Here is a 26,635-nt window from a genome sequence, read left to right as displayed (position 1 = left end):
ACTTTCATTTAGAACACCATTTAAGTGATGACCCTGCTGCCTGCTAACCTTAATTGAGGCGAATACTATTGTCCTCTATATCAGCCTCAATCAGCTTACCGTATTGTTTAACGCTCTGCCTGATATCATCGGCTTTACCCACAATCACAAATTGCATATTTTCTTTAGGAAAATACTTTTCGATAACTTCTTTGCTGCGCTCTACATCAAGTTTATTGACCTGTTGGGTAAAGGTGTTAATAAAGGATTCATCAAAATCATATACAAACATTTCAGCTAGCAAAAAGGCGATATCAGATGATGTCTCATAACGCGGAGGAAACTGTCCTTTAACGTAAGACTTGGCTGAATCCAATGTGGCCGCATCAATACCCTGTTGCCATAATTTGGCATAAGTTTTTAATGCAAGATCAATCACCTCAGTGGTAGTTTCTGTTTTGGTAAATGTAGAGATTGCAAAGCTGCCGCCCTCTTTATTACTTGAAAAAGAACTTCTCGCACCGTAGGTTAAGCCGCTGTTGACTCGTAACTCATCATTCAGCCAACTGGTAAATCTGCCTCCCAAAATAGTATTGATTACCGATACAGCAACAAAATCTGCATTACTGCGTTTTATGCCGGGTCCGCCAATTAAAAATGTACTTTCAGTCGCATCCGACTTGTTCACTAACAACACGGTTGATTGTTTAGGGGCAGGTAACATTGAGTTCACCTTCGCCACGACTTTCTCACCCTCCCATTCACCAAACAGCTCTTTCAATTTTTTTGCCATGGTCTTAGGATCAATGTCACCGGTCACGATAACCGCTGAATTGCCTGGACTAAACCACTTTTCATGAAATGCTTTAACATCTTCTAGTGTGATACTTTGGACTGAATCTACATTGCCGCCAACGGGATTTGCATAAACGTGATCAGCGTACAAAAGCGCATTAAAGAACGGCCCTACTTTGGCCCTTGGACTTTCTGTCTGACGTTCTAAATCAGCTAAATAGCGGGATTTTTGTTGATCAAACTCGGCTTGGTTTAATCTAGGGTTAAGTAATACGTCGCGCAGAATAGGTAATACAGTATCAATATCTTTACTTGCCAAGGAGGCGCTCAACACACTGTATTCTAATGCTGCACTGCTACTTGTTTCTGCCCCAATAAAATCCAGCTTTTCTTGAAATGCCTGTCTATCCAGCGACGTTGTACCTAACAACAAATTACTCGCGGTCATTTGCGCTACACCCGCCTTTTCATCGCTTACTGCCCCAGCCTTAACGATGGCTACAACATCGACTAAGGGTACTTCATCCTGTTTCATTAAATAAATAGTTAAGCCATTTTTAAGTATCATCTTTTCATATTTAGGCAAAGTAAACTCTGCAGCGCTAGCAAAGTTAGTGAAACTGAACAAAGAAGTCGAAACAACAGTTATCAGTAACTTATTAAAGATCGTTTTCATTGCTATCCTCCTGGGCTGCTAGAATACCGACAGTGCGGTTTGCTTTTCGTAAATACAAATTGGCAACGCGTTGCACATCTTCCTTGGACACTTTGTCAAGTGAATTTGGCAATTCAAATAAAGCGTTATAATCGCCAAAATAGAATTCATACGACCCCACCGTGTTGGCTTTGCCATTAATCGTCGACATTTCACGATAAAAGTTTACCAATTGGCGGTTCTTGACTTTTTGTAGTTCTTGATCTGTCACGCCGTTTTTCATTACTTCATTTATTTGCGTGATCAAACCTTTTTCCAGCAAATCTACATCAACATTTGGCGCCGCAATCGCGTAGAAATAAAACAGGTTAGGATTGATAGATTCTGAGCTAAAGGCGAATACTTGAGCCGCTAATTCTTGCTCATAAACTAACGTTTTGGTGAGTCTTGAAGTATCACCATCACTTAAGATACCGGCTAAAATTTGTAACGCATAATAGTCTTCATGTTTGGTTTCTGGCACATGGTAGGCAAGCATGACGTTGGGACTAGTCACTGATTTTTTCTGCACATACACACGCTTTTCACCCACTTGCTTGGGTTCCACTGTATGTACTTCGCGGGGCGCAGCTTGCGCTGGAATAGGTTCGAAGTATTTTTTTGCAAGGCGTATGACGTCCTCAAATTTAATCGCCCCAACAACAACGACAATAGCATTGTTAGGTGCATAGTAAGTTTTATGAAAATCTTTTAAATCTTGCAGTTTCCAATTGGCAATATCGGACTCATGTCCTATTACAGACCAACTATATGGGTGAGCTCGGAACGCAGCGGCTTTAACTTGCTCACTAAGCATTCTGTAGTTTGAATTTTCAAGGCCCGTGGAACGCTCTGAGGTTACTACGCCACGCTCACTTTCAACTACGTCGGCATTAATGTCCAAGTTTTGCATACGATCAGCTTCAAGATCGAACATAAGCTCTAGCGCATCAGCAGGAAACCAATTGGTATAAACCGTCGAGTTTTCTGTGGTATACGCATTGTTAGAACCACCCGCAGCTTCCATTGTGCGGTCAAACATTTTAGGTCCATATTTTTTAGAGCCATTAAACATCATATGCTCAAAAAAGTGCGACAAACCTGTGATCCCAGGGTATTCGTTTCTAGAACCTACTTTCCAAAATAAGTACATGTTGGCATTAGGAATAGAATCATCTTCTAAGACGATTATTTTCATTCCATTAGCTAATGTGAATTGCTTAATATCTTGTGCTGTGGTGATAGCGTAGGCTTGAGCTGATAGTAAGATGGCGGCGCAAAATAATACGATTAACCACTGCGTGATAGCGTGTTTTTTCATCAGAAAACTCCATTTATTTAATTAATACTGTTCGCACACATCAGTACATTGAATATTTTGTGCTGAATATCTTACGCAAAATAATAACGAGTCGCCCGCTGATGCACAACATCTACGTGTTTTTGCTTACTTAATAAATGTAACAAAATCACATAGCTATCATTTTTGAAGGCGACAAATAGAAGTTAACACACAAAAGTTATTATATAGATGGTTTTAATCTCATTTTGAGTGTTTTTTAAATCCTTAATTCGTAGCATTATAAATCTAATAACGTCGTTAAGATGATTGCAAATAACACAGACTCATGACAATAAAGTGGAGAACATAATGAAACCAGAAACAATCGCGTTACATGCGGGTTATACTAGTGAACCAACAACAAAAGCCGCTGCAGTACCCATTTATCAAACAACATCTTTTACTTTCGATGATACGCAACATGGTGCAGACCTTTTTAATTTGGCCGTACCTGGTAATATTTATAGTCGTATTATGAACCCGACGAATGCAGTTTTAGAACAACGAGTTGCTGAATTAGAAGGCGGTATCGGTGCCTTAGCTGTTGCCTCAGGAATGGCTGCTATCCGTTATGCGATAGAAACAATAGCAGAAGTTGGTTCCAACATCGTCAGTTCCAGTCAGTTGTATGGCGGAACGTACAATTTGTTTGCACATACTTTTCCACGTCAAGGTATAGAAACTCGATTTGCAGAAGGTGATGATTACGCAAAACTAGCTTCACTAATTGATAAAAATACTAAAGCTCTATTTTGTGAATCCATTGGTAATCCTGCTGGCAATGTGGTCGACATACAACGATGGGCAGAAATTGCGCACGCAGCAGGCGTTCCTTTGATTGTTGATAACACCGTTGCGACACCCATCCTATGTCGTGCTTTTGATTTAGGCGCTGATATTGTTATTCATTCACTGACAAAATATATTGGCGGCCACGGAACAACTATCGGCGGTATTATTGTAGACTCTGGCAAGTTTGATTGGTCAGCAAATGCAGAGCGTTTTAGCATGCTAACTACACCGGACCCTTCTTATCACGGGGTTGTATATACAGAAGCGCTTGGTGCTGCAGCTTATATTGGCCGATGCAGAGTCGTGCCGTTGAGAAATACCGGCGCTACACTTTCAGCTCAAAGCGCATTTCAAATTATGCAAGGCTTAGAAACGCTGTCTTTACGTATGGAGAGACATTGCGAAAATGCTGAAAAAGTAGCGAAATATTTAGAATCACATAGCGCTGTTGCTTGGGTTAACTACGCGGCACTTCCTACGAGTAAGTACTACGAAACATGTCAGCGTATTTGTGGTGGAAAAGCAGCAGGTATTGTTAGTTTCGGTCTAAAAGCTGGAAAAAATACCGGCATTGAAGCTGGTTCAAAGTTCATCGATTCACTTCAATTGATCCTACGACTAGTCAATATTGGTGATGCGAAGTCATTGGCTTGCCATCCAGCAAGCACAACTCATCGACAGCTGGATCCTGAAGAACTGGCAAAAGTAGGCGTTTCACTGGAAATGGTTAGGATTTCAGTTGGTATTGAACATATTGATGACATTATTGCAGATATAGAGCAAGCGTTGACAGCAAGCCAGGCATAAACCTGTCTGAAGTACAGATGTAAAGAATCAATATTGCTGTTACTTTGATAGCTGATGGCGCGACTATGTAGAAGCGCCATTCAATACATTGCTAGCAATTTCAAACAGGCTTGAGACACTCTTCGCGAGCATTTAGTTGGAATGAAACGTGTTTGCGATACTTATGCTAAATGAGGTCAGTGTGTTTCTAGTTTGAATTGTTAATAGCAATACATTTTTTATAATAAATGAATAATTTAAGGATAAATTAAACATGAAAAACTTAACTAATGCAGAAGTAGAACAGGTATCCGGTGGATTTTTACAAGCCTTATTGAGCTACTTTGGTCCCAAGGTAATAGATAAAACCTTAGAAGCAGCCTCAAATGTCGATGACATGTATCAAGATCCAAATAGAAGTCTACCTTACAACCGATTATAAAATCTGACACAGATCACTTCAAATAGACATCAATGAGGTGTAATCATAAAATAAAAGCTATGCTTAATGTGTTTTGGTAGGTGATGGCTTTCATCATATAAAAGGAAATTAATGTGAATAAACGGATCTATAGTCGCTTAGCTTTTATTTTTTTAACACTAGGGATCGTGTCAGCTGTTTTTCGACAATCCCTCGATATAACAAATTTCACGGCTACAATAGCATGCAATATACTGTTGATATTGTGCGTAATTTGGTCCATTCCGGTTATTTATCCCTCACTATCATCTAAACAATTTGCGCTGAGCAGTTCATGTTGTGGAATGGGTGGATTTTTATACCAAGTTACTATTCATTGGTCGAGTAACCTTTTTATATTGCTCAGTATGCTCATTATACTATGTGCAGTTGGCATAAGTAATTTAGTGTATTTAAGAATTGAACGCGTTTAAAGGATATTTATTTGGGGATTGCACCAGTGTAAAATACCGAGTTATTTGAGGGTGTTAATGTACATGTGTTGAATATTGACTTTTGAGGATTGTAACATCTTGGAATTGAAATTTATTGATAAGGATAAGTTAACCTTAAATGAAAAAACGAGGCGATGCAGATGCATCACCTCATAAGAAACTTAAATTGTTTCAACGTTTGCTGCTTGCAAACCTTTTTGGCCTTCTTCTACTTCGAAAGACACTTTCTGCCCTTCTGGAAGAGTTTTATAGCCTTCAGCAACGATAGCTCTAAAATGAACAAAAACGTCTTTGCCGCCATTGTCCTGTGTAAGAAAACCGTAACCTTTATCAGCGTTGAACCACTTAACTGTGCCTGTAACTTTAGACATGTAAACCTCAAATATATGTAAATTTAACCGCGCAAATAGCTGCGCATTTCGAATTTCTGGGAAGATGACTTACTGAGATTTTACTAACAAATGGAAAAACGTCTAACTAATGTCACGGGCGTGAGCAAAGAGGTTTATAGCACTTACAGTATCAAACTAAATAACGTTGTCTTTTCAGAAACAATTGGAGTGTAGCACAAAAAACACCGTTGCAAATCTTTATTCACTGAAACTGCTAATTAATTGAACAAATTTGAGCAATGGTGCTTCTCTTAATCACACGCACAAAAACTAAGGTCGCAGCGCTTTATCGCCTCTTGCAAGACCGCAAACACCCGTGCGTGCGGACTCGATAATATCACCACACTGTGACATTACATCTTCAAACGCGCAAAGTTTATCGCTCGTACCGGTGATTTCAATCGTATAGTTATTGGCATTTACATCTAGTATTCTGGCTCTGAAAATGTCCACATTTCGTTTTACTTCGGCACGCGACAACTCTGTTTTGTTGCCTACCTTAATAAGCATTAATTCGCGTTCAATGTGCGGGCCTTCAGTTAATTCTGCTATTTTGAGTACGTCAATAAGCTTATTTACCTGCTTAGTAATTTGCTCAATAACTTTATCATCTCCCTGCGTGATAATAGTCAAGCGAGATAAGCTTTCATCGTCAGTTGGGGCTACGCAAAGAGAGTCAACGTTAAAACCGCGTTGGGAAAACACACCGACTATTCTTGACAATGCACCGGGTGCGTTTTCCATTAATACTGAAATAATTCTTCTCATTATGTACGCTCCTTCTTACTCAAGCGCATGTCATCCATGGCACCATACTTAATTTGCATCGGATAAACGTGTTCATTTTGGTCAACCATTATGTCCATGAAGACTAGCCCAGGAGTCGCAAAACAACGAGCCATTGCATCATCTAGCTCATCAAGATGGTCTACTTTAATTCCAGTATGACCATAAGCTTCAGCCAACTTAACAAAATCAGGCATTGATTCCATATATGAGCAAGAATGGCGGCCCTTATAATTCATATCCTGCCATTGACGAACCATACCGAGTGCGCGGTTGTTCAATGAAATAATTTTAATAGGTAAACCATATTGCAAACAAGTCGATAACTCTTGAATATTCATTTGAATACTGCCATCACCCGTTACCACAACAGAAACCGCATCTGGATACGCAAACTGAACGCCCATGGCGGCGGGAAGACCAAAGCCCATAGTGCCCAGCCCACCTGAATTAATCCAACGCCGAGGTTTAGCAAATGGATAATACAATGCTGCAAACATTTGATGTTGCCCAACGTCTGAACTCACATATGCATCGCCCTTGGTATGTTCATACAAACACTGAATAACTTTTTGTGGTTTTATTACCTGACTAGACTGATCGAACTGCAAGCATTTTTTACTTCGCCATTCTTCAATCTGTCGCCACCAATCAGCAACCTTCTGTTCTTGGTTTGCGAAGTCCGCATCAGCAAGCAGGTCTAACATTTGCAACACCACTTTATCAACAGAACCAACCACGGGAATATGTGCATTCACAATTTTTGAAATCGATGCGGGGTCTATATCTACGTGAATAATGTCAGCATGTGGACAAAACTTGTCAACATTGTTAGTGACACGATCGTCAAAGCGCGAACCCAAAGCAATAATACAATCTGAATTGTGCATTGTTTTATTTGCTTCAAGCGTGCCGTGCATGCCTAACATACCAATAAACTGAGGGTGTACAGATGAAAAAGCGCCTAAGCCCATGAGTGTGCTGCAAACAGGTGCTTGTAGCAGCTCTGCCAATTGGGTCACATAAGCACCAGCCTCGGCTACGATCGCACCGCCGCCGACATAAAGAACAGGGCGTTGTGCCTTTAGCATTGACGCAACCGCTTTTTTGATTTGCTTATTGTGGCCCTTCAAGGTCGGATTGTAGGAGCGCATTGTTACGTCATCAGGAAAAACATAAGGATGTGAATCTTGAACGTTTACGATGTCTTTAGGTAAATCAACAACCACAGGACCGGGACGACCCGTATTCGCAATATAAAATGCTTTTGCGATTGCCATTGGTATATCTTCTGCTTTTTTGACCAGAAAACTGTGTTTGACGACCGGCCTAGAGATCCCCACCATGTCACATTCTTGAAAGGCGTCTTCTCCGATATGCATAGAAGGTACTTGGCCAGACAGAATGACCATTGGAATCGAATCCATAAAAGCAGTCGCTATGCCAGTAATCGTATTTGTTGCGCCCGGTCCAGATGTGACTAAGACCGCACCAGTTTTGCCTGTTGCACGCGCGTAGCCATCAGCCATATGCGCCGCGGCTTGTTCATGGCGCACGAGCACGTGCTTAATGTCGTCTTGAGCATGCAAGGCATCATAGATATCCAATACCGCGCCGCCCGGATAACCGAACAAGTGCGTTACGCCAACTTCTTTTAGGGCTTCTACCACCATTGCAGCGCCCGACATCATTTTCACAGAGTTCTCTCCTAAAGTATTTTTATCATATAAAATAAGGTCACACCTCGAATATAGCGTAGCCGAACCAAAGATAAAACCCAAAAGAACCAAAAAGTGAAAAAATATCGTAATAGATGTAAATGCCATCCTAATATATAAAAATATTAGGATAAAAATACTAATATATGAATGTTAATAGCTTGTAAATAGGATAAAACACCTAATTATTCATCCACATCAATACTTACATCATCATCTTTATCGTTTACTAGATCGTCATCCAATCGGCTCTCATTCAATGCTTTTGTCGTACCGTGTATACTTGCATATTTTGGTCGATTGATACGGCTTTGATACTTCAACCAAGCACGCTCAGGAGCAGTCTCTGGTTTCTTGCGTCCAAACGCAGATTCAATGAAGCCTATTTCTTCATCGTTTGATGGTAATAAATGTCCGTCAACTAATGCGGCAATTAAGCAACCATATTGCAATAGAGCCTTGCTCTCAGCGATAGAAAAATCACCAGAACGAGAAAAACCATAAGGATAATGCTTAGCATCGCTAAACATACGTTTTAACAGTGATTCGCTATTCATATTTAACACAAGAAACTGCTCCCTGAAATAAGACAAAAACAATGGGACTTGCTGACAAACCGCATTAGTGATCGGAACTTGCGTATTGTCAACTGCTAATTTTTATATTATTTAAATAGTGAAAGAATACCGACGCGTGGGCATGCGAATATGAGTGCCATTAAGTTTCTGTTTTAAAAAAAAAAGCGTCTATTGGCAGGACATCAGTAAGTAACTAGCATCGTATCTTTAACGATACTTCGACTCATTATTTTTTATCTTTCTCAACCCATGCCCAATGCATTTCTGCGATGACAGGCTCATTCCCACTTTCATCCGTTACTTTAACGTTAACCAGAAAGTCGCCTTTGGGTTCATTCTGCAAAATATGTATTTGCTCATCAGTAAGACTCGCAATGGCCTGCATATCGCCATAAGCTCGCTTTACATAATTAAGATTCATGTTTTTTATGAGAGGAAGTTTATCGCCAGGTAAATTTATCCCTACGACGAAACCGGTTGCTGATTCAGCGATTAATGCCATCGTCGCCGCATGAACGCTGCCGATATGATTTTGTACTTTATTACGGTTTTTAACAAAGAATGTGACGCTTTTCAGGTCAGTTTCTTTTATTTCTATCTTACAGGTTCCAACTAATTTTACCTTATACCTAAACATCCAAGTCAATATTTTAAAACGCAGCCACAATGGCATTTTCATCGCCCTGTCTGCAAAGATTCTCAGCGGGTTTGGTATGAACATAAAAATCGCCTAGGTAAGTAAATCAATTAGGAACTAAAATAGATGAGCCAAAAACCAAAAAAGCACAGTAAAAACTGTGCTTTTTTATATTTGGAGCGGGAAACGAGATTCGAACTCGCGACCCCGACCTTGGCAAGGTCGTGCTCTACCAGCTGAGCTATTCCCGCAATATGGAGGCGCATTTTACAAAAATACTCGAGCAGTGCAAGTCTAATTTGCAATTATTTGTAAAATAACCTGTAATCGCCTAAATCTTAAACACATTCTCTCGGTAAAATTTCATTTCATCAATTGATTCGATAATATCGTCTAATGCTAAATGAACCCCTTTCTTCTTGAATCCAGCAAGTATCTCCGGTTTCCAACGGGCTGTTAGTTCCTTAATTGTACTTACATCCACATTTCGGTAATGAAAATACGCTTCTAACTCTGGCATATATTTAACCAGGAAACGTCTGTCTTGACCAATTGTGTTACCGCACAAAGGAGACTTCCCCTTCGCTACGTATGTCTCTAGGAACTTTATGGTTTCTTTCGTCGCCGCGTCTACATCGTATACACTCGCGCGGCAACGAGCCGTCAACCCTGTCGCACCGTGGGTTTTAACACACCAAGCATCCATATTATCAAGCACATCATCAGACTGATGCACTGCAATGACAGGGCCTTGAGCCAATATATTAAGTTCTTTGTCTGTTACAATGGTTGCGATTTCCATGACTACGCAAGCCTCAGGGTCTAACCCTGTCATTTCCATATCAATCCAAACTAAATTTGAGTCATTAAACGATTCATTCGGCGACATGATTACCCCTGTCATTAAATATCATGAAAATAAAGATGAAAAAAGGTAACATGCAAATTAGTATTTCGCCAACAAGTATTCAATCAGCAAGGTTCACGTGGCTAAACAACCAAAACTATCCGATCGTCAAAAACGACAAGTCAAAGATAACCGCACAAAACGCTTAGCAAGCAAACAAGTTGCGCATAGCGATGAGCACCTTGGTGCTGAATTAAAAGGTCGCGTTATTGGCCGTTTTGGAAAACACGCGAATGTCGAATCCATTGACGATGGCAAGGTGCATAAATGTCATATTCGCCGAACAGTTACCTCTGTTGTTTGCGGTGATAATGTGTTGTTTCGCCCTTCTCAATCGGATGACTCGCGAGACCGTGGCGTAATTGAAGTTGTCTTGGACCGAATTACAACCCTCACTCGACCCGATTTTTATGATGGTGTAAAACCTATCGCCGCTAACATAGATCAAATTATTATTGTGGCTGCTATTGTTCCTCAACTGTCAGCCCACATCATTGACCGCTATTTAGTTGCATGCGAAGACGTCGACATCCAGCCCGTTGTTGTTATAAATAAAATGGAGCTGTTAAGTAACGAAGACCGTGAGTATGTAAAAGAGGTCGTCGAAATCTATGAGGAAATTGGTTACAGAGTAATCTACATGAGTTGTGTCACCCAAGAAGGTATTGCTGAACTGTCCACTTTACTAAAAGATAAAATTAGCGTTTTTGTTGGCCAAAGTGGTGTAGGTAAGTCCAGTATCATTAACCAGTTACTTCCAGACGCAGAAGAGATGGTTGGTGATATTTCTAAAAACTCAGGCTTAGGGCAACATACAACAACCGCGGCAAAATTATTACATTTTGAGCAAGGCGGCGACTTAATTGACTCTCCAGGAGTAAGAGAATTTGGCCTTTGGCACTTACCTGTTGAAAAAGTAACCTCTGGCTTCATTGAATTTCGTGATTATATAGGAGGCTGCAAGTTTACCGATTGCAAACATGGAACCGACCCGGGGTGTCTTATCAGACAGGCTGTGATGGATGAAAAAATAACCGAAGATCGTTATGAGAGCTATCATAAAATTGTCGATTCTTTGGAAGAAAACAGTCCCTCTTATTCGAAAGGGTAATTTCACATAAGAACTTAATTTCTCATTCGTTTGTTCTTTGTTGTACAATCACGAAGTCTAAATTATCGAGAGAATCCAGTGCTAGATTGGTTTAAAGTTCACGTTCAATATATAGTTCCTAAACACTTAACGTCAAGATTCGTCGGTTGGTTAGCTGCGGCTGAAGCAGGCGTTATTACCCAGTTTTTTATTCGAATTTTTATTAAAGCATTTAAAGTGGATATGTTCGAAGCTAAATATTCTGAGCCAAGCGACTATAAAACCTTTAATGCATTTTTTACACGCCAACTAAAAGAAGGCATTCGGCCTATCGAGGAAAATAACAAACAGCTTTGCCATTCAGTTGATGGAAGAGTAAGCCAATTCGGAAAAATTATCGGTGACGAGATTTTTCAGGCCAAAGGTCATAATTATAGTTTGACCACATTATTGGGCGGCAAACCCGAGCTAGCAGGTATATTTAAAGGCGGCGACTTTGCTACTATTTATTTATCACCAAAGGATTACCATCGCATTCACATGCCCATTCACGGCAAACTTACTGATATGTTGCATGTTCCTGGCGAGCTATTTTCGGTCAATCCTTTAACAGCTGCAAATATGCCGAGATTGTTTGCGCGTAATGAACGTGTTGTGACCATATTTGATACTCCCGTAGGCAAAGTAGCAATTGTTCTGATTGGTGCCACTATTGTTGCGAGTATTGAGACGGTTTGGGCCGGTAACATAACGCCACCCGCAGGAAAAACAGTGCAACATTGGCAATATGAAGATCAAGATGTTAGCTTGCAGAAGGGAGACGAAATGGGGCTCTTTAAATTAGGCTCAACAATTGTGGTTTGTTTCGAACCAAATGCCATTGAATTTGCGAACTTACAAGCGGGTATGGTGACACGTTTAGGTCAACCATTTGCGGTTGTCAAAGAAAAAATTGAAACATCAAGCGACTCTGAATAGCGTTGATGGACCCCGTTAAGAAAAGCCTAATATCATTGCATATTACTGTAATGCTATTAGGCGGCACCGCACTTTTTTCGCAATTAATCCCACTGGGTTCAATTGACATCACCTTTGGTCGTTCTTTAATTGCGTGTATGCTACTTTTTGCAGTGGCTAAGTTCACCGGTGAAGGATTGCGGCTGAATTCAAGCAAAGACTATTTGATTGCATTCGGTCTTGGCATCATTATGGCTGTGCATTGGGTCACTTACTTTATGGCGATGCAATTGTCCAGCGTATCCGTTGGTATTATTGCGCTATTTACGTTTCCGGTAATCACAGTGCTAATTGAACCTTATTTTGAGAAAAACCGCTTGCTATGGCAAGACATATTGAGTGCGCTTGTGGTGTTAGCTGGTATCGCCCTAATCGTTCCCGATGCGTCATTGGAAAATGAAGTGACTTTAGGTGTGATTGTGGGTGTTTTTTCGGCTTTTCTTTATGCCATTCGTAACTTACTACATCGCCATTATTTTTCACATTACAGCGGCGCAAAAGCGATGGCATGGCAAACACTCATCATATGCCCTACGTTGGTCTTTTTTGTATCCGATGAATTGGCAATGATTGACTTAAATACATTATGGTTACTGGTTGCATTAGGTACATTTTTTACTGCTGTACCACACGCTATGGTTGCTAGTGCTCTGAAGCATTTGCGTGCAAAAACATTTTCCTTAGTTGCTTGCATGCAGCCCTTTTACGCGATTCTATTTGCAATGATTTTAATTAATGAGCAGCCTACCTGGCAAACTTTAGTTGGTGGTTTACTGGTAATTTCTGCGGCGGTATACGAGACTATTAATACCCATAGAGAAAACCAAAAAGCCAAACAATGCTCGTAATTGCTCATCGCGGTTTTAGCAGCCAATATACTGAAAACACAATTATTGCATTTCAACAAGCGCTAAAGCTTGAGGTTGATGCAATTGAACTCGACATTCATCAAGTTGAACACGAGTTTTTAGTTTTTCACGATCCATACGTAAACACACTGACCAATGGTGAAGGTCGTATCTTTGATATGCCACTGGACCAAGCGCGTCAACTGCGGGTCAAAGATAAAGAGCCAATACCGACTTTGGGCGAGGTCGCGGCGCTCATAGGCAACAGAGTCATATTGAACATTGAGGTAAAATCACTGCAATCAGTTCAAGAGTTTGTTGTCTATGTAAAACATCTAATTGCAACACATCAATGCAGAGTAGTAATTTCATCTTTTGATCATCCTTTACTGATGGCTATAAAGGCCAGTTTCAGTGACTTCACAGAAGCAGATTTATTATCTGAAGAAGCGTACCCCGTGGAATTCGCGGCATTAATTGCTCATGCCCCCTTTGATCACGCTAAATACGCAAGCAGTCTCGGCGTATTAATAGCTGGCACCGATTGGAATACAGTTAATGCTGACTTTGTAGATGATGCACATAGGCGTGGCAAAAAGGTATGGTGTTACACGGTGAATCATCAAGAAACGCTATTAGAGCTTCTAGACATCGGCGTCGATGGCATATTTACAGATCGCCCAGACTGGGCGATGCAATTAATTACACAAAGAGCAAGTGTGGGCTCACAATAAAGTGTCAAACTAAATAACGTTTTTTCATATTTTTGGATTAACCTTTCGCCAGTTAAAGGGCGGGGCCATAGCGAACATAAGGAAATTTATTTGTTCCATATGGCTTGCGGTCGGAAGCTATCCTTAGGGTAAGCGTGTTCATATTCATCGTTGGCAAGCACTCATCTATTGCCAATGTATGATAGGTATATAGCACTAATAGAGAGAACGACGCGCTCTGCTAGTTGCTCATATGGTTGGGTGGGGTAATAGAAAATAATCGGTGTTACTAATAGATCTAACAACGTAAACAGAGAACATAAACATGATTCGAGTTGTACAAATTGCTTTTCCCGCCTTGTTATTTAGCGTATCAACATTCTCACCGGCGTCCAATGGATCCGACAAACCCGACAATAGCAATGAAGTAAATCATATTGAGAAAATTACGGTTGAAGGTTCAGCAACGGCAAATAACAAGCCGGTAGGAACCTTTGGTTCACTAGTTTCAAATCTAGAATATGATCCACGTGTTGACCTACAGTCGCGCAATATGGCCGAAGCTCAAGCCGATGTAACAATTCGTGGTGGCATTTTTGAAAATACAGGATTTAGAATAGGCAGCGCGACATTATTTGATCCGCAAACCGGGCATTATTTTGCAGAAATTCCTATTGCTCAGGAAATGTTAAGTGACGCGAACGTGCTGACTGGTGTAGACAATGCGCTTCTGGGTGTTAACAGCTCGGTGGGAACTATTTCGCGTGAGTGGACCCCCATACAAACTTCTGGCAGCGTTTCTATTGGCGCGGGTAATAACAACTTTAATTTACAACGAATTCACAGTGGTGTGACTTTAGCACTGGGTGACTTTACAGATTGGACTATCGGTTTTGAAGGTGAGTTCTCTCGCTCTGAAAGTGACGGTACTATAGAAAATGGCGACCACGATTTTCAACGTGCATCTGGTCGTATTCAGTTAGTTGGGCCATCATCACAAACTGACTTGTTCTTTGGTGCTCAAGAGAAATTCTTTGGTTGGCCAAATATGTACACACCATTTAATTTCAATGAAACTGAAGACCTTAAAGCGCGACTATTGATACTTAATCATAAACAATATTACGCACAAGACAGCATATTTGAAATTTCTACTTACTATCGTCGTCATAATGACCATTATATTTTTTCACGTGAAAACCCAGATATATTTGAGGCTTTTCACGAAACTGATGTTAAATCGATAGCGCTCTCTGGGCGTCATGTACAAACAGTATCCTTTGCACTCAATTATTCAGCACAGTTTATAGCAGATGGTATCGAATCAACCACGCTTGAAAATAACTTTACCTCTCGTCATTATTACAAGCTCAGTGTATTACCTGAATACCGCGTGGATCTGCAAAATGATCGACAGTTAACGTATCGCCTCGGCGCGACTTTTGACGATACTAACCGAGATGGTTCCGAAATGTCACTAATTGGTGATATAACGTTGAACACGATAAATGCTGACAACACCTCTCAAATTGTCTATCTTTCTTATGCTCAAGCCAGTCAAGTGCCCGGTTATACAGCTATCGGTGGCAGTAATACGGGTGGGCTATTCAGAAGTAACTATGACCTTGAGCGAGAAACCACTAAAAATATTGAATTAGGCTTGGCATTAGAACGAGATACTTGGCGTCTTGATTCTGCTATTTTTTATCGACAAGATGATGATTTAACCGATTGGACTTATAGTTTAAGTTCAAGCTCTGCGCGCTCTGCAAACCCGGTCGATATAAAAACTTTAGGTCTGGAACTACTTGCCATAAAGCGTTTAGATAACGCAGAGATCATTACCAGCTATACCTTCCTTAATAAATCTGAAGATTATGGCGCTACTGATATCGATGCTAGCTTTTATGCATTGAACTACCCCGATCATCGCGTAACATTAGGTGTTATTTGGCGTCCTACCAACATGATTGAAGTCCGTGTTGATAATGAGTGGCGTAAACAAGAAGAAAATACACTACGCAACGGCGATGACGATGCATTATTTACACACCTTACGCTAAAGATATCTCCATCGCAGTTGAAAGGGCTGGATATTATGCTTGCAGCTGACAATCTTTGGGATGAATCTTTTGAGGAGGTTCCTGGCACACCCGGCCGAGGAGAACAATACACGCTCAGTGCTACGTACCACTGGTAGAATTGCATAAAGTCCTTGGCATTGCCCCACCTTATTAGTTGTATGAAACTTATAAAGTAGTTTTCAGTAACGAATTATTATTTTCCTAGCAATCATTGGCAACTAAAGACGGAGCCAAGGAAATACTAGGGTCCCAAATCCTATCCCAAATGCGGCCTACCTTACTTAAGTCTGGCCGTTCACTTACTTTCGCAAAGTCTCCTACCCGAATACCCGACATTGTTTTTTCACCCACGACGAAGTTAAATACGTAACTGCACTCAACTCCCATTCGCAAGTCAGACAAGATCACTTTTTGTTCTTTTTGCCGCACTGAGTAAAATCCCCGAGTAAACCACTGCAAACGTTTAACACCCCATTCATCTTGAATGCTGTTCAGCAGCGCCGGATAAGTTTGATAAGCATCCAAGGTGATATCTTGTGGATCATCGAAAATAGAAGCGTAGCCCTCATAATATTGCCCATCAGACATAACCACAATGCGCCAAAGCATCGTAGTTAATGGCGCAGGCGTACTAATATAGTCATTTACTTGTATGCCGCTGTTGCTCAGTGCAGTTTCGAGTTTATGGTCAATCGCGACTTTAGCGATAAGAGACCAACAAATATAGACACTACTTAACGCTAATCCTAAAAAATTCATGTGCCGGGCTGTTGTCGTTTTTACCTTTGGAAATAGCGCAAAAGCAATGCCCAGCAATAAAGGCAAGGTATACATGGGGTCAATAATAAACATATTGGAGACAGCAAATGGATATTCAGTGAGGGGCCACATTAATTGAGTGCCATACACAGTCAAACTATCAAGAATTGCATGCGTCGATAAAGTTAAAAACACTAAGCAAAACCACTCTTTTTTATACTGCTGGTCGCTAGTATGCAGTTTTAATATTAACCAAGTTATAACCGGGCTAGCGAAAAGATAAACGAAAAAAGAGTGACTGAAGCCGCGATGGTAGGTAAATGCCTCTACTTCGCCAGCATAGGGTAAAAACACATCTAAGTCGGGTAACGTGCCTAAAACTGCGCCCCAGACGGCGGCTTTACGACCAACTTTACTTCCCAGTACAGCATATCCAACGGCTGCGCCCAACGCGACTTGTGTCAAAGAATCCATGTTTTCTTAATTTTTTTATAATGCTATTTATGATAGTAAATCAAGCATTCTTAAAAGCCAAAAAAAATAGCGATATATCCATAAAAATATAGTCTACAAATAGTGGTTGTTATAAATGTGTTGGTATCAAAGCTCAGCGTGGAAAGTTTCTTTTAAGTCGTGGTAGAATTTAATCTGCACAGCGTCTTGTTTAGCGCTATACATTGCCTTGTCCGCAAAATTTCTCAGTTTGGAAGCGCTTAGTGAATCATCAGGGTAAATGGCGATACCAGCACTAGCACTCACCGATAAATTGTGAACACCTATTGAGCAAAATGCAGACAGTCTATTTATTAATCTAGTGACTATTTCTAAAGCTTCGTCGGGGGATTGTAAATTTGGCAAAACAAACAGGAACTCATCGCCACCAATACGCACAGCGGTATCCATATCTCTCATTTCTTCCCTGAACAGTTTTGCAACAGCAGTTAACACAACGTCACCAATTTCATGACCTAAGTTATCATTTATTTGTTTAAATTCATTTAAATCTACAAATACAACGGCAACTTTGTGAGTTTTTCTTTTCGCCGTGTTCAAGGCACTTTTTAACATTGGAACTGCCAGCCTAGCAGAATAATATCCCGTCAGGGCGTCGTGATTTGCTAAGTATTCTATTTCCTGTTGTTGCAATTCAATTATTTCAAATTGTTTAGAAAGCGCTTTAAAACCTTGCGATGCTAGGATCAATATTAAGGTGATTGATAACCCCGAACCTATCGCAACAATTACCCAAGAACCAAATGTCGCACTGTAGATTTCAGGTTTTACCGAATATTCAAGCAATTCATTAACAAATAAAAATCCGAGACCAAGAACAAAAAAGCACCAAAAAACAGAGAACCATATGGCAGGGCGGATACCCCATAACACCGCGACTAAGAAAGAGGTGAACGTAGCAAATGTAATCACCCCGCTTTGTAGTCCAAATGACAGCATTCCAGCGATAATCATGAGACTAAGAACACAGATAATGACCACAAAATCTAATTCGTAGTTAGATTTATTGGGCCTAAAATTGCAGGCTAAAATGATGATTGTTATTGCGATGTGGAGTAAAAAAACCGGCTGAAAACCAATCTCAAACCACCGCATAAGTGACAGCGGCAAAGCGATACAGACGATAATAGAAAAGCCGCGCATTAGTTTAGAAGCTATTGAAATTTTAAAGTCTTTTAGCGCATCGTTCAATAAAAAATAAAATGACAAATGACAAATACCTATCTCAATAAGTAGACTTGAGTATAGCGCGTTGCATTACTTTTTCAAATTAGGCTGAATTTAGCTTTGACTTACGCACGCAAGAAGCAATGTACTAATTTGCCGACCCGCATTTATCTTCGCAGCTTTTGCAATTGTTACACAGACGCATATTAGTCACGTGAGCAGCAACAATGAGGAAAGCACCAATAGCAATAGTGAAGGGTTCATATTCGTGACCAAATATATCCTTATTCCAGTATATTAACCCCCCAAGTGCGAGTGAATACAAAGGATAAAGTTGACGATGATATTTGTGAAAACCGACAAACAAGGCGGCAAAGCCGACCAAAATTGAGAATGTTAGTATCATACGCTCAAACCATACTTCGGCAAAAACACTACTGGCAACTAAGGGTGCAAGGGGCAGCAGAATTGGTAAAAGCAAACAATGTACAGCACAAATGCTAGACGTCCAAATACCCACTCGGTCCAAAACTGCATTTTGTGTTTTAGCCCCGACAGCAGACTGCACAGATACAAGTGCCCCTATTTCTGCTTTTAGTACTTCTGGTTTAACGTCAGCTACTTTGCTGTTCATTTACTCTTCTCGAAAAAGCCGAATGGTATCGGCATGTGTTAAGTTAGCGTTATAATATAACATCTAATTTAAGAAGTGTAAAAGTATTAAAACGACACAAGTGTATTTATTCTGGTGCAATGTCAGTTGTCGGTAACATTGTTTCTTTTGCAAGTCTTGGTTGTTCAAAGCTATCGATGCTCTCGCTGCCGCCTACGGACAGATATTCACTTACCGTAATTAGCTCAATATCATCAGGTAAATTAGCCAATTTTCGTTGTAAAAATAAGATACTGATTTTATATGGATGGGCTATACCAATCACCGACCCGTCGCGTCTGGCTTTTCGAATAAGCTGGTCAAATTGCTTTTCAAGGAATGCTTCATTTGCATGATGATCGAGGAATACATGTCGCTGAGCACTAGCCACACCATGCTGCTGCGCGATTATATATGCTTTGGTAAATTTCGTCGTGCGGCTGTCAATAAAGTATAAGTTGTGCTTATAAAGAACGTCCATAACTGCGTTCATCTGCAAGGTAATTTGCGTGAGTTTACTGCCCATATGATTATTCACGCCGATAGCATGAGGTACTGACTCTAAGGCTGACAATAAGTTATTTTCGACTTCTTGAGGATACATACTAGCGAGTAGAGCACCATCGCCTAGGGCGTCACCATGCAATGACTCCATCGGCATATGCAGCATAACTTCTCTCCCTTGATGATAGGAATAGCTTGAAAATTGCGTCGAAAAAGGTGCGTGCGGTAATATCGAAAAGGTGACTTTTTTAGGGAGAGAGAAAGCGTCGGCATCGGCTCGTTTGTTTCCGATATCGTCAATAATGATGGCAATCTGAGCCTTTTTTTGCTTATAGCTTGAATATTGCTTTGCTTGTTGAGAACTCACTAATTTCACGTTCGCTGATGTCGTTGTCACCGAGTTGATTTTAGTTTGGCTATCTTTAGTCAATAGCTGAGTTGCATCTGCAAGTAAACTAACGCAAACCAATAGCATGACTATGGTTATTTTTTTTAGCACACTTCTTCTTCTTCACTCATCGTCACCAACTACTTATTCGGTAACACAAGTTGTTTACTATTATTAGTCAGTTATAGGATATCAATGCCCTGCAATAATTGCACACAAAATGAAGGCCCTAAATGAATTTAATTTGAAGAATTCAACTCACCACGTAAATTTTAACGCAAACCATTGTATCGATTGATTTTTAATTTTTTATAATACAAATTTTCCTTACAAATTATCGTTTTAAATATCTACTCAAAAGAACAGAGTAGCCAACATACTGACTCGTTAAACTATCTAAGGGTCATTTTCAGGGTTTTGATGCTCATTGAGTAGTGACTTCTACCACCGTTCTACTATCCAGTATATAGCTAGTCCTCCGACCAAAAGGGACAGCAGTTGCATTCCATACGATTTGTAATAATTGCTTTTTCTTAACCATAACAAAATAGGTAAGAAAATGATTAAAACACCCAACTGCCCGATTTCCACACCTAAATTAAAACCTAGTACACTTAATAATTGATGCTCTTTAGTAAAACCAAACTCAGACAATGCCCCCGCAAAACCCATGCCGTGGATTAGACCAAAAATGAACGTAATGACGCCCAATTTTTTAATCATCGGGAATAAATTATTGATAACATTAAATAATATTGACGCAGCTATAGCGACTTCAATCCAAGAACCCATAACTGGAATAATACCAAGCGCCGTGCCTGATAAGGTGATTGAATGTGCAACGGTAAATGCAGTAATAATTACCAGTGTTTTTCTAATAATGATTTTTTTAGACTCTATGTTCTTCCACTCATTTAGGTGACGATAGAGACATAACGTTAATAATAGGGTGAATAAAAATAGGATGTGATCAAGACCAATAAGAATATGAAATATACCTTGGTAAATAAACGCCCCAAATGTAGCCCATGATGAGTTCTCATTTAAACTAACATCTATCGAATTTCGGCTGTTTTCATCGTCTACTATAAAAACATGTTGCTGTGACTCGACAAGCAAACTGAAAATAGCCTTGTGATTGGCCGCTGCATCAAAAAGTAGTGAATACTCGAAACGTAACTTACTCATTTTTGGACATTCTGAAGAAAAAGGGACAACTAGATAAGTAACACCATTCAACTCTTGTAGCTCAAGCGGGCTATTCAAGTTGAGCATACATTGATCGGTACCCGCGAAAAAACGTAAACCATTGGAAATATAGGTATGGACGATGACTTTACTCACTTCCAGTTCCCCCCAAGTTAATTCACCGTTGGCATCGATATCAAGTGTAATCACTTCTTTTAAGTCTAAAACATCGAGCTTTACCTGTCCGTTTAGACTGCCATCTTCGCTAAGTTCAGCCGCGATAAAAGTTGTGCTTAGTTCATGCGCTACTACATTGTTCAGAAACAACAAAGCAAATAGAAAAAATATGTTACGAATAATCATTTATCGTCGCCCATGAACTGTTTGTCTGCCGGAAGCATTTGCAAAGCATCTTGAGTCATTTTTAATAAATTCTTATCGTCTAATAATTTTGCTTTATCCCAATTAATCAGAGCCCAAGAGTGTGCTTTGTGATATTTACGTTCAATAAAGTAGTAATAAAGGGCAATGTCGAAAGCGTGTTCTGTGTCATTTCTAGATTCTCTCAAATCAATTCTTGCGCGCACCTTTTCTAGCCACACACTTTTTAGCGGAACTAATCGCTGTTCCGCTAAAGCAAGTCTTAAAATAAGAGCATCATCCTGATTCTGTGAACTTTTAACAATACTTTGAAGACGATTCATTACACGCTCTGGATCCTCTAATTCGAGTTCAATATCAGACCAAAGGACCCAAAAACTGACCGGCACTTTTTTATCGATATAAGGTGCTAGTATTCGCTGTGCACGCTTAAGCTCGCCATTCGCTCTGGCAAGGCTAGCGAGAGTCTCTGCTGACCATATCCCTAAGCCTTCATTACTTTGAGCGCTTAAATCATTGTTTTTCAAAAATGTAGCGAGTTGTTCCAGACTTGATTTTAAATCACCCTCTTGCGCTCTTACATTGAGTACACAAGTAGCGACGAAAGTTTGCGGAGCGATTGAGATGAGACGAATACACATCTTTTCAGCGAGTTGATGCTCTCCTAAAACAGAATACATATTGGACAGTAATAACAACGCATTAGGATTCTTAGCTTGTGTTTTCAACAAAGTAAGGAGTAGTTCTTTACTTTCTTTAAATCGATGATAGTGCTGTTTTATGACTGCCCCATAGTATAATCGGTCCAGCACTGACAGGTCTTGAGTGGAGGACTGTTTAAGTAGGCTTGCTGCAATGGAATAATTTGCGCTATTGCCAGGATAAGAAGCGTCATTGAGTAGATTTTGTATTTGATTACTTACGTTTAAACCTAATGTTTGTACTGGCCATTTAGCGACCACAAATTCAGATGAATAAGGCACGAAAGACTCTGATGAGAAGGCTCTGTTAGAACAGATAAAAAAGAGTAACAAAAGTAAAGTCATGCGTTTCACGAGAAGGGGTACTCCTAGTAATAAATTTAAAAATAAATGGTAGGATCAATGGAATTAGAAATGCCATCCTTGGCAAAATCGATTTAGTTACCGTCTAACAAATCTTGGTAATCACTTTGATCATTTGAATCTTGAGCCAGCTCTCTGCCATTTAGCGACAATGGTTTATCACTCTGTGGTGCAGTAAATGCATGACGACTATAGTTAAAGAATGATAACTGCAACACTTCGATAGTGATGTTAACTGTTGCAGATGCCTCTAAGCCACCAACGTCGGTCACCATGTATGTAAACGCATCAGAACCCGTCACTTCATTGAATGGCTGGTATGTGAACGTACCATCTTCATCAATCGTCAGACTACCAGACTGAGGCTCTGAAGAGAGCTCAAAGGTAAGTACTTGCCCTTCAGGATCTGAGCCTGATAACTGGTCAGTGATAGCCACTTCAGTTTGCGTAGTTAAATCGACAGACATTGCGATAGGGGCTTCGTTAACTGGAGCGGAAGCGACTGCAACGTCAGTTGCCGCTTTATCATTATCACTATCGAAACAGCCAGATAAACTTATAACACCAGCTATCGCTATCGCCACTTTGATTACAGACTTTTTAATCTTCATAATTGTCTCCTTAACTATTATTACTTAGAACCGGCAATTGGAGTAGCTAAGTATGGGAAAGCTGTCATCATCATACTAGCGTCGCTTGGCGCTCCGTCAGTAAAGGCTTGATTTCCAACACTCGCATCACTCTCTTCACAAAGACCTAAGTTTTGTGGTTCGCCATTGATAGGGATTGGGTGGCACAGTGCGCCCATAACTACGCGTAATGCGATATCTACGACATCATCACCAGGACGACGACCATTTGGGAAACCAGCTAGATCATCACCAGCGACGCCAAATGGGCTCTGCTCAGCAGCTGGCCTCGCTGCAATACCGGTATTCAAACGTAGCATTTCAGATGCCGTAACCGTAGACATTTGATTCACACCAGGAAAACCAGTTAAGAATGCAGTGACTAAATCGACTCTAGGGAAGTTAGTTGGAGCAAGTGTTTCAAATCCACCGCCGGTGCGGGCATTGACGGCGTCTAAGAACAAAATATTCAATAACTCAGGTAAAGAAGGGTTAGTTACATAGTCAGCAAATTGACCATCATCTTTTGGATGTGATGAAGAGAATGCATCTTTATCTTTTAAACCAATAACTAGTTCGTTAACTAATGGTGAACCCAGTCTAGATACTTGTGTTAGTGCACCACCACTCTTTGCCGGCTTATCGAAAGTAGCGTTTGGATTAAGAATCCTCACTTGCGGTAAACTTGCTGTAGTCCAACCACCAACAACGCCGTTTCCTTCGCCAGTTATACAGCTTTTAGGTATTTCAATTGCGATACTTGTCACATTTTTATCTATCAAGTCATCGTTAGACGAATCTTGAGTAATACCATCTGGAAAACCATTACCATCCCCATTTCCTCGGACACTATCGCCTTCAACAGGAACGTAGTTGACTAAATCAAAGGTTTTTCCTAAGTTAACCACGAATGCGTCTTTACGTTGGCCGACAAAAACTTTTGCTTCAGTAGAGCAACCTGGTATTTGCATGTTATAAATGTAAGCGCCTGCGTAGGCAGAGTAACCGGCCTCATCTGTAAATGTTTTATTACCGATATAATCTAATGGCTTTTCAAATGTAGATTGGCTGCCATAATCACTTTGAACACTGGCACCACTTGTTCTGGTTATCGCCGTTCTTGTTCCGTTTCTCATTGAGCCTTCAATCAAAGACACCTCATAAGTTTCAGAAAAGTTTGCAGCGCCGTCGTTACCTGCAGAAATTCCGCCGACATTGACTAAAGGCACAGCGATGGACTTCTTATCACCTTCAGGGCCTATATCTAATGCAATACCAGGACTAGACTTTGTAAAATTAAAAGCAAACGTAAGGTCCTCATTTGCATCACCATCATTATCAATGTGAATGCTATATGTAGCATCTTGATCCATTGCAAAATAATTTGGACCTCCGTATGCATCTTGAAGAGGAATATAGTTAGCAATTATGGTGACGAAATCGCCACGACCTTCTTCATAACTATTAAACATATAGAAATCTGTTGAATCTACTGTTGGTGTTTTAGTCATGTTTGGCGCTTCACGGTGACTTGATGCGTTTGCTGCACCAGCGGTTAGCACTGCAGTTATCGCAAGTGCTATTTTAGTATTTCGTGTGTTTATCATTATAATTTCCTTTATTGGTATAAATTAGGTATTCAGGAAACCAAACGCATGAGGGTCTGTATTGGATGCAAAAGAATTTTTTTTTATTAAGTAATTTTTGAAGGGGGATTTGAAATCGACTCTTGGGATGGCTGGAGCAGCAATAAATGCTGCTCCATGCGCATATCTTTACTTACATAAACGCAAGTTCAACAGCATGAAGAACATCTGTCGGGGCTCCATTAGGTGATCCTCCTTTTGGTTCTTTACTTACCGCTAGTGCCGCAATATCAATATTATCAAACTCAACCGGCTTCGATAAATAGAACTCACCCGATTGCTGCATTACGCCAATTGAAATAGGAGCGGCACCTGAAGCAGGAACTATCCAAAGTTGATAATCATTATTTGGCAGGTTTGGTACAAAAGAAGTCACTTTGACTCTTATATCGTTCGCCAAAACATCGATAGACCACAATACTTGCGCGTCTTCATTGCTTATGACTGCAAGGCTCTGAACTTGCTGCGTAGTATCAACCTTAATGTTTATTGAAACCAAAACTGCAAGAATTAGTGCCGCTGCTGTGGCCAGCCCAGACCACCATTTCCAGATCATATGTTTATCTTTTTGAGTCGTTTTATGTTGCTTAAATTGTCTGACACTGCTTGTATTTACGGGGGCATCACTAACCCTATTTTCGGCGCCAACAAACCCTAATCGTTGTCGTATATTTTGTAAGACATATTCTCTTGGCTCAATTGGCTGAAGATGCAAAGCCATTTTATTTAAATGTGATTCCCAATACTTAATTTCTTTGACTACATTTTCATTTTCAAATTTTAACGCTTCAAATCTTTCTCTGGCTTTGCCCCTCAATGTGCCAAGCACATATTCAGCTGCTAACGCAGATATTAATGGTGGGTTGTCGTAATTCATATACCTAAACACCTCTGTAAACTGGTTAATCCGCGTCTAATCCAACTTTTGATAGTGCCTAAAGGATGATCCAAATGTTCCACCACTTCGGAATGCGATAAGCCGTTGAAATAGGCCAGATGAATTGCCTGCCTTTGCTGTTGGTCAAGTTCTTTCATACAGCCTTCAATTTTAATATCATATCCAGATCCAGTCGTTTCGGTTGCGTCTAACTCGCTCAATATGTCGTCTGATAAATCGTCTTCTTTTTTAACTTTTTGGCTTCGCAGCATATCTAAGGCGCGGTAACGAATGATGCTCACCATCCAAGTTAGTACTGTGCCTTGACCTTCTTTATAGTAATCAGCTTTATACCAAATACTAACGTAGGCCTCTTGCAAAGCTTCTTCGGCGCTATCTCTATTTTTTAACATTTTAAGTGCAACAGCGAAAAGTTGCCCACTGGTAATCTTGTATAGTTGGTTAAAAGCGGGCTGGTTGCCTACAGCAACTTTCTTCAGCAAAAAAAATAGTTCTTCATGTTCCATAACAATCCTCTATTTCACTTAATTAGCCAAACGAGCGACTCAGCAAGGTGGATGCAAAAAATGAATTGTAAAATATAAATAATTTTATGTTCAAAAAAGTAATCTTTATTCAAGCTAAAAATGCACTTCGACAGAAATCCAGTAAATTGAGCGCTAAACTACACTAAATCATGACAATAGCTACATTCAGTTGATATTCATATACAACCCTCTAAGCTAGGGGTATAAAAATAAAACGCTCATATAGCCATAAATTGCCGGCACCGA

25 protein-coding genes and 1 tRNA gene are annotated in these 26,635 nt (G+C 40.2%); 7 read left to right on the top strand and 19 right to left on the bottom strand.

Annotated features, from left to right (window positions below):
• Window positions 1-49 precede the first annotated feature (49 nt).
• Window positions 50-1,450: a pitrilysin family protein gene (locus CXF81_RS12950; RefSeq protein ID WP_101181773.1), complete on the bottom strand. Its 1,401-nt coding sequence runs from the start codon at window positions 1,448-1,450 to the stop codon at window positions 50-52.
• On the bottom strand, window positions 1,434-2,789 hold the full coding sequence (locus tag CXF81_RS12945; RefSeq protein WP_198556405.1) for a pitrilysin family protein: 1,356 nt from the start codon (window positions 2,787-2,789) through the stop codon (window positions 1,434-1,436). Before CXF81_RS12945 ends, CXF81_RS12950 begins: the two co-directional genes overlap by 17 nt.
• A gap of 330 nt (window positions 2,790-3,119) precedes the next feature.
• Between CXF81_RS12945 and CXF81_RS12940 the strand changes: the two genes are divergently transcribed.
• A complete protein-coding gene (locus CXF81_RS12940; RefSeq protein ID WP_101181772.1) occupies window positions 3,120-4,409 on the top strand; it encodes an O-acetylhomoserine aminocarboxypropyltransferase/cysteine synthase family protein in 1,290 nt (429 codons plus the stop codon).
• Window positions 4,410-4,662: 253 nt separating this feature from the next.
• Window positions 4,663-4,830, top strand: coding sequence for a hypothetical protein (locus tag CXF81_RS19905; protein ID WP_157825562.1), 168 nt, complete (start codon window positions 4,663-4,665; stop codon window positions 4,828-4,830).
• A 634-nt stretch (window positions 4,831-5,464) separates the two neighbouring features.
• On the opposite strand, the gene CXF81_RS12935 is transcribed toward CXF81_RS19905, so the two are convergent.
• The 7 genes from CXF81_RS12935 to orn all read right to left on the bottom strand — a co-directional run bounded on the left by CXF81_RS12935 (window position 5,465) and on the right by orn (window position 10,303).
• Window positions 5,465-5,674 carry a cold-shock protein gene (locus CXF81_RS12935; RefSeq protein ID WP_006009840.1) on the bottom strand — a complete coding sequence of 70 codons (210 nt, stop codon included), beginning with the start codon at window positions 5,672-5,674 and terminating at the stop codon, window positions 5,465-5,467.
• A gap of 291 nt (window positions 5,675-5,965) precedes the next feature.
• Complete coding sequence (gene ilvN / locus CXF81_RS12930) at window positions 5,966-6,463, bottom strand: acetolactate synthase small subunit (RefSeq protein WP_006009842.1); 498 nt, start codon at window positions 6,461-6,463, stop codon at window positions 5,966-5,968.
• Window positions 6,463-8,178, bottom strand: a complete 1,716-nt coding sequence (locus tag CXF81_RS12925) for an acetolactate synthase 3 large subunit (protein WP_101181771.1) — start codon at window positions 8,176-8,178, stop codon at window positions 6,463-6,465. Before CXF81_RS12925 ends, ilvN begins: the two co-directional genes overlap by 1 nt.
• A gap of 206 nt (window positions 8,179-8,384) precedes the next feature.
• Window positions 8,385-8,765, bottom strand: coding sequence for a DUF413 domain-containing protein (gene maoP / locus CXF81_RS12920; RefSeq protein ID WP_101181770.1), 381 nt, complete (start codon window positions 8,763-8,765; stop codon window positions 8,385-8,387).
• Between the two features lie 238 nt (window positions 8,766-9,003).
• A complete protein-coding gene (locus CXF81_RS12915; RefSeq protein WP_101181769.1) occupies window positions 9,004-9,498 on the bottom strand; it encodes a DUF4442 domain-containing protein in 495 nt (164 codons plus the stop codon).
• Between the two features lie 91 nt (window positions 9,499-9,589).
• Window positions 9,590-9,665: transfer RNA gene (locus CXF81_RS12910), tRNA-Gly, on the bottom strand.
• A gap of 80 nt (window positions 9,666-9,745) precedes the next feature.
• Window positions 9,746-10,303, bottom strand: coding sequence for an oligoribonuclease (gene orn / locus CXF81_RS12905; RefSeq protein WP_101181768.1), 558 nt, complete (start codon window positions 10,301-10,303; stop codon window positions 9,746-9,748).
• A gap of 97 nt (window positions 10,304-10,400) precedes the next feature.
• Here orn and rsgA point away from each other — a divergent pair, with 97 nt between their 5' ends.
• From rsgA to CXF81_RS12880, 5 genes are all read left to right on the top strand, one after another.
• Window positions 10,401-11,432 carry a small ribosomal subunit biogenesis GTPase RsgA gene (gene rsgA, locus CXF81_RS12900; RefSeq protein ID WP_101181767.1) on the top strand — a complete coding sequence of 344 codons (1,032 nt, stop codon included), beginning with the start codon at window positions 10,401-10,403 and terminating at the stop codon, window positions 11,430-11,432.
• 78 nt (window positions 11,433-11,510) lie between these two features.
• On the top strand, window positions 11,511-12,389 hold the full coding sequence (asd, locus tag CXF81_RS12895; protein WP_101181766.1) for an archaetidylserine decarboxylase: 879 nt from the start codon (window positions 11,511-11,513) through the stop codon (window positions 12,387-12,389).
• 5 nt (window positions 12,390-12,394) lie between these two features.
• Window positions 12,395-13,276 carry a DMT family transporter gene (locus CXF81_RS12890; protein WP_101181765.1) on the top strand — a complete coding sequence of 294 codons (882 nt, stop codon included), beginning with the start codon at window positions 12,395-12,397 and terminating at the stop codon, window positions 13,274-13,276.
• The gene (locus CXF81_RS12885) at window positions 13,267-14,010 is read left to right on the top strand and encodes a glycerophosphodiester phosphodiesterase (protein WP_101181764.1); all 744 of its coding nucleotides are present in this window, start codon (window positions 13,267-13,269) and stop codon (window positions 14,008-14,010) included. The genes CXF81_RS12890 and CXF81_RS12885 overlap by 10 nt, the downstream gene beginning before the upstream one ends.
• 304 nt (window positions 14,011-14,314) lie before the next feature.
• Window positions 14,315-16,189 (top strand): TonB-dependent siderophore receptor, encoded by a 1,875-nt coding sequence (locus tag CXF81_RS12880; RefSeq protein WP_101181763.1) that lies wholly within the window; start codon window positions 14,315-14,317, stop codon window positions 16,187-16,189.
• Window positions 16,190-16,274: 85 nt separating this feature from the next.
• Here CXF81_RS12880 and CXF81_RS12875 read toward each other — a convergent pair whose 3' ends face one another.
• The 10 genes from CXF81_RS12875 to CXF81_RS12830 form a co-directional block, all read right to left on the bottom strand.
• The gene (locus CXF81_RS12875; RefSeq protein ID WP_101181762.1) at window positions 16,275-17,306 is read right to left on the bottom strand and encodes a metal-dependent hydrolase; all 1,032 of its coding nucleotides are present in this window, start codon (window positions 17,304-17,306) and stop codon (window positions 16,275-16,277) included.
• 126 nt (window positions 17,307-17,432) lie between these two features.
• On the bottom strand, window positions 17,433-18,554 hold the full coding sequence (locus tag CXF81_RS12870; RefSeq protein WP_101181761.1) for a GGDEF domain-containing protein: 1,122 nt from the start codon (window positions 18,552-18,554) through the stop codon (window positions 17,433-17,435).
• Window positions 18,555-18,660: 106 nt separating this feature from the next.
• Complete coding sequence (locus CXF81_RS12865; protein WP_232771919.1) at window positions 18,661-19,146, bottom strand: MerC domain-containing protein; 486 nt, start codon at window positions 19,144-19,146, stop codon at window positions 18,661-18,663.
• A gap of 106 nt (window positions 19,147-19,252) precedes the next feature.
• Entirely contained in the window at window positions 19,253-20,167 is a 915-nt protein-coding gene (locus CXF81_RS12860; protein WP_232771918.1) for a divergent polysaccharide deacetylase family protein, read from the bottom strand.
• A gap of 330 nt (window positions 20,168-20,497) precedes the next feature.
• Window positions 20,498-21,607, bottom strand: a complete 1,110-nt coding sequence (locus CXF81_RS12855) for a HupE/UreJ family protein (RefSeq protein ID WP_101181760.1) — start codon at window positions 21,605-21,607, stop codon at window positions 20,498-20,500.
• Entirely contained in the window at window positions 21,604-22,671 is a 1,068-nt protein-coding gene (locus tag CXF81_RS12850; protein WP_232771939.1) for a lipopolysaccharide assembly protein LapB, read from the bottom strand. Before CXF81_RS12850 ends, CXF81_RS12855 begins: the two co-directional genes overlap by 4 nt.
• Before the next feature lie 92 nt (window positions 22,672-22,763).
• Complete coding sequence (locus tag CXF81_RS12845; protein ID WP_101181759.1) at window positions 22,764-23,300, bottom strand: Ig-like domain-containing protein; 537 nt, start codon at window positions 23,298-23,300, stop codon at window positions 22,764-22,766.
• A 20-nt stretch (window positions 23,301-23,320) separates the two neighbouring features.
• Window positions 23,321-24,925: a DUF4331 domain-containing protein gene (locus tag CXF81_RS12840; protein WP_101181758.1), complete on the bottom strand. Its 1,605-nt coding sequence runs from the start codon at window positions 24,923-24,925 to the stop codon at window positions 23,321-23,323.
• 172 nt (window positions 24,926-25,097) lie between these two features.
• Window positions 25,098-25,841 (bottom strand): anti-sigma factor domain-containing protein, encoded by a 744-nt coding sequence (locus CXF81_RS12835; protein ID WP_101181757.1) that lies wholly within the window; start codon window positions 25,839-25,841, stop codon window positions 25,098-25,100.
• On the bottom strand, window positions 25,838-26,368 hold the full coding sequence (locus tag CXF81_RS12830) for a sigma-70 family RNA polymerase sigma factor (RefSeq protein ID WP_101181756.1): 531 nt from the start codon (window positions 26,366-26,368) through the stop codon (window positions 25,838-25,840). Before CXF81_RS12830 ends, CXF81_RS12835 begins: the two co-directional genes overlap by 4 nt.
• Window positions 26,369-26,635: the final 267 nt, after the last annotated feature.

Origin of the sequence: Glaciecola sp. 33A, assembly GCF_002836745.1 — a bacterium.
GTDB lineage: Bacteria > Pseudomonadota > Gammaproteobacteria > Enterobacterales > Alteromonadaceae > Glaciecola.
Note: the sequence above shows the minus strand (reverse complement) of the source record. Positions and strands in the feature narration are given on the sequence as shown.

Bases quoted from the DNA above. Each gene is read 5' to 3' on its own strand.
- CXF81_RS12950 (WP_101181773.1), bottom strand. From the start codon at position 1,450: ATGAAAACGATCTTTAATAAGTTACTGATAACTGTTGTTTCGACTTCT.
- CXF81_RS12945 (WP_198556405.1), bottom strand. From the start codon at position 2,789: ATGAAAAAACACGCTATCACGCAGTGGTTAATCGTATTATTTTGCGCC.
- CXF81_RS12940 (WP_101181772.1), top strand. From the start codon at position 3,120: ATGAAACCAGAAACAATCGCGTTACATGCGGGTTATACTAGTGAACCA.
- CXF81_RS19905 (WP_157825562.1), top strand. From the start codon at position 4,663: ATGAAAAACTTAACTAATGCAGAAGTAGAACAGGTATCCGGTGGATTT.
- CXF81_RS12935 (WP_006009840.1), bottom strand. From the start codon at position 5,674: ATGTCTAAAGTTACAGGCACAGTTAAGTGGTTCAACGCTGATAAAGGT.
- ilvN (WP_006009842.1), bottom strand. From the start codon at position 6,463: ATGAGAAGAATTATTTCAGTATTAATGGAAAACGCACCCGGTGCATTG.
- CXF81_RS12915 (WP_101181769.1), bottom strand. From the start codon at position 9,498: ATGTTCATACCAAACCCGCTGAGAATCTTTGCAGACAGGGCGATGAAA.
- orn (WP_101181768.1), bottom strand. From the start codon at position 10,303: ATGTCGCCGAATGAATCGTTTAATGACTCAAATTTAGTTTGGATTGAT.
- CXF81_RS12890 (WP_101181765.1), top strand. From the start codon at position 12,395: ATGGACCCCGTTAAGAAAAGCCTAATATCATTGCATATTACTGTAATG.
- CXF81_RS12885 (WP_101181764.1), top strand. From the start codon at position 13,267: ATGCTCGTAATTGCTCATCGCGGTTTTAGCAGCCAATATACTGAAAAC.
- CXF81_RS12880 (WP_101181763.1), top strand. From the start codon at position 14,315: ATGATTCGAGTTGTACAAATTGCTTTTCCCGCCTTGTTATTTAGCGTA.
- CXF81_RS12875 (WP_101181762.1), bottom strand. From the start codon at position 17,306: ATGGATTCTTTGACACAAGTCGCGTTGGGCGCAGCCGTTGGATATGCT.
- CXF81_RS12865 (WP_232771919.1), bottom strand. From the start codon at position 19,146: ATGAACAGCAAAGTAGCTGACGTTAAACCAGAAGTACTAAAAGCAGAA.
- CXF81_RS12855 (WP_101181760.1), bottom strand. From the start codon at position 21,607: ATGATTATTCGTAACATATTTTTTCTATTTGCTTTGTTGTTTCTGAAC.
- CXF81_RS12850 (WP_232771939.1), bottom strand. From the start codon at position 22,671: ATGACTTTACTTTTGTTACTCTTTTTTATCTGTTCTAACAGAGCCTTC.
- CXF81_RS12845 (WP_101181759.1), bottom strand. From the start codon at position 23,300: ATGAAGATTAAAAAGTCTGTAATCAAAGTGGCGATAGCGATAGCTGGT.
- CXF81_RS12840 (WP_101181758.1), bottom strand. From the start codon at position 24,925: ATGATAAACACACGAAATACTAAAATAGCACTTGCGATAACTGCAGTG.
- CXF81_RS12835 (WP_101181757.1), bottom strand. From the start codon at position 25,841: ATGAATTACGACAACCCACCATTAATATCTGCGTTAGCAGCTGAATAT.
- CXF81_RS12830 (WP_101181756.1), bottom strand. From the start codon at position 26,368: ATGGAACATGAAGAACTATTTTTTTTGCTGAAGAAAGTTGCTGTAGGC.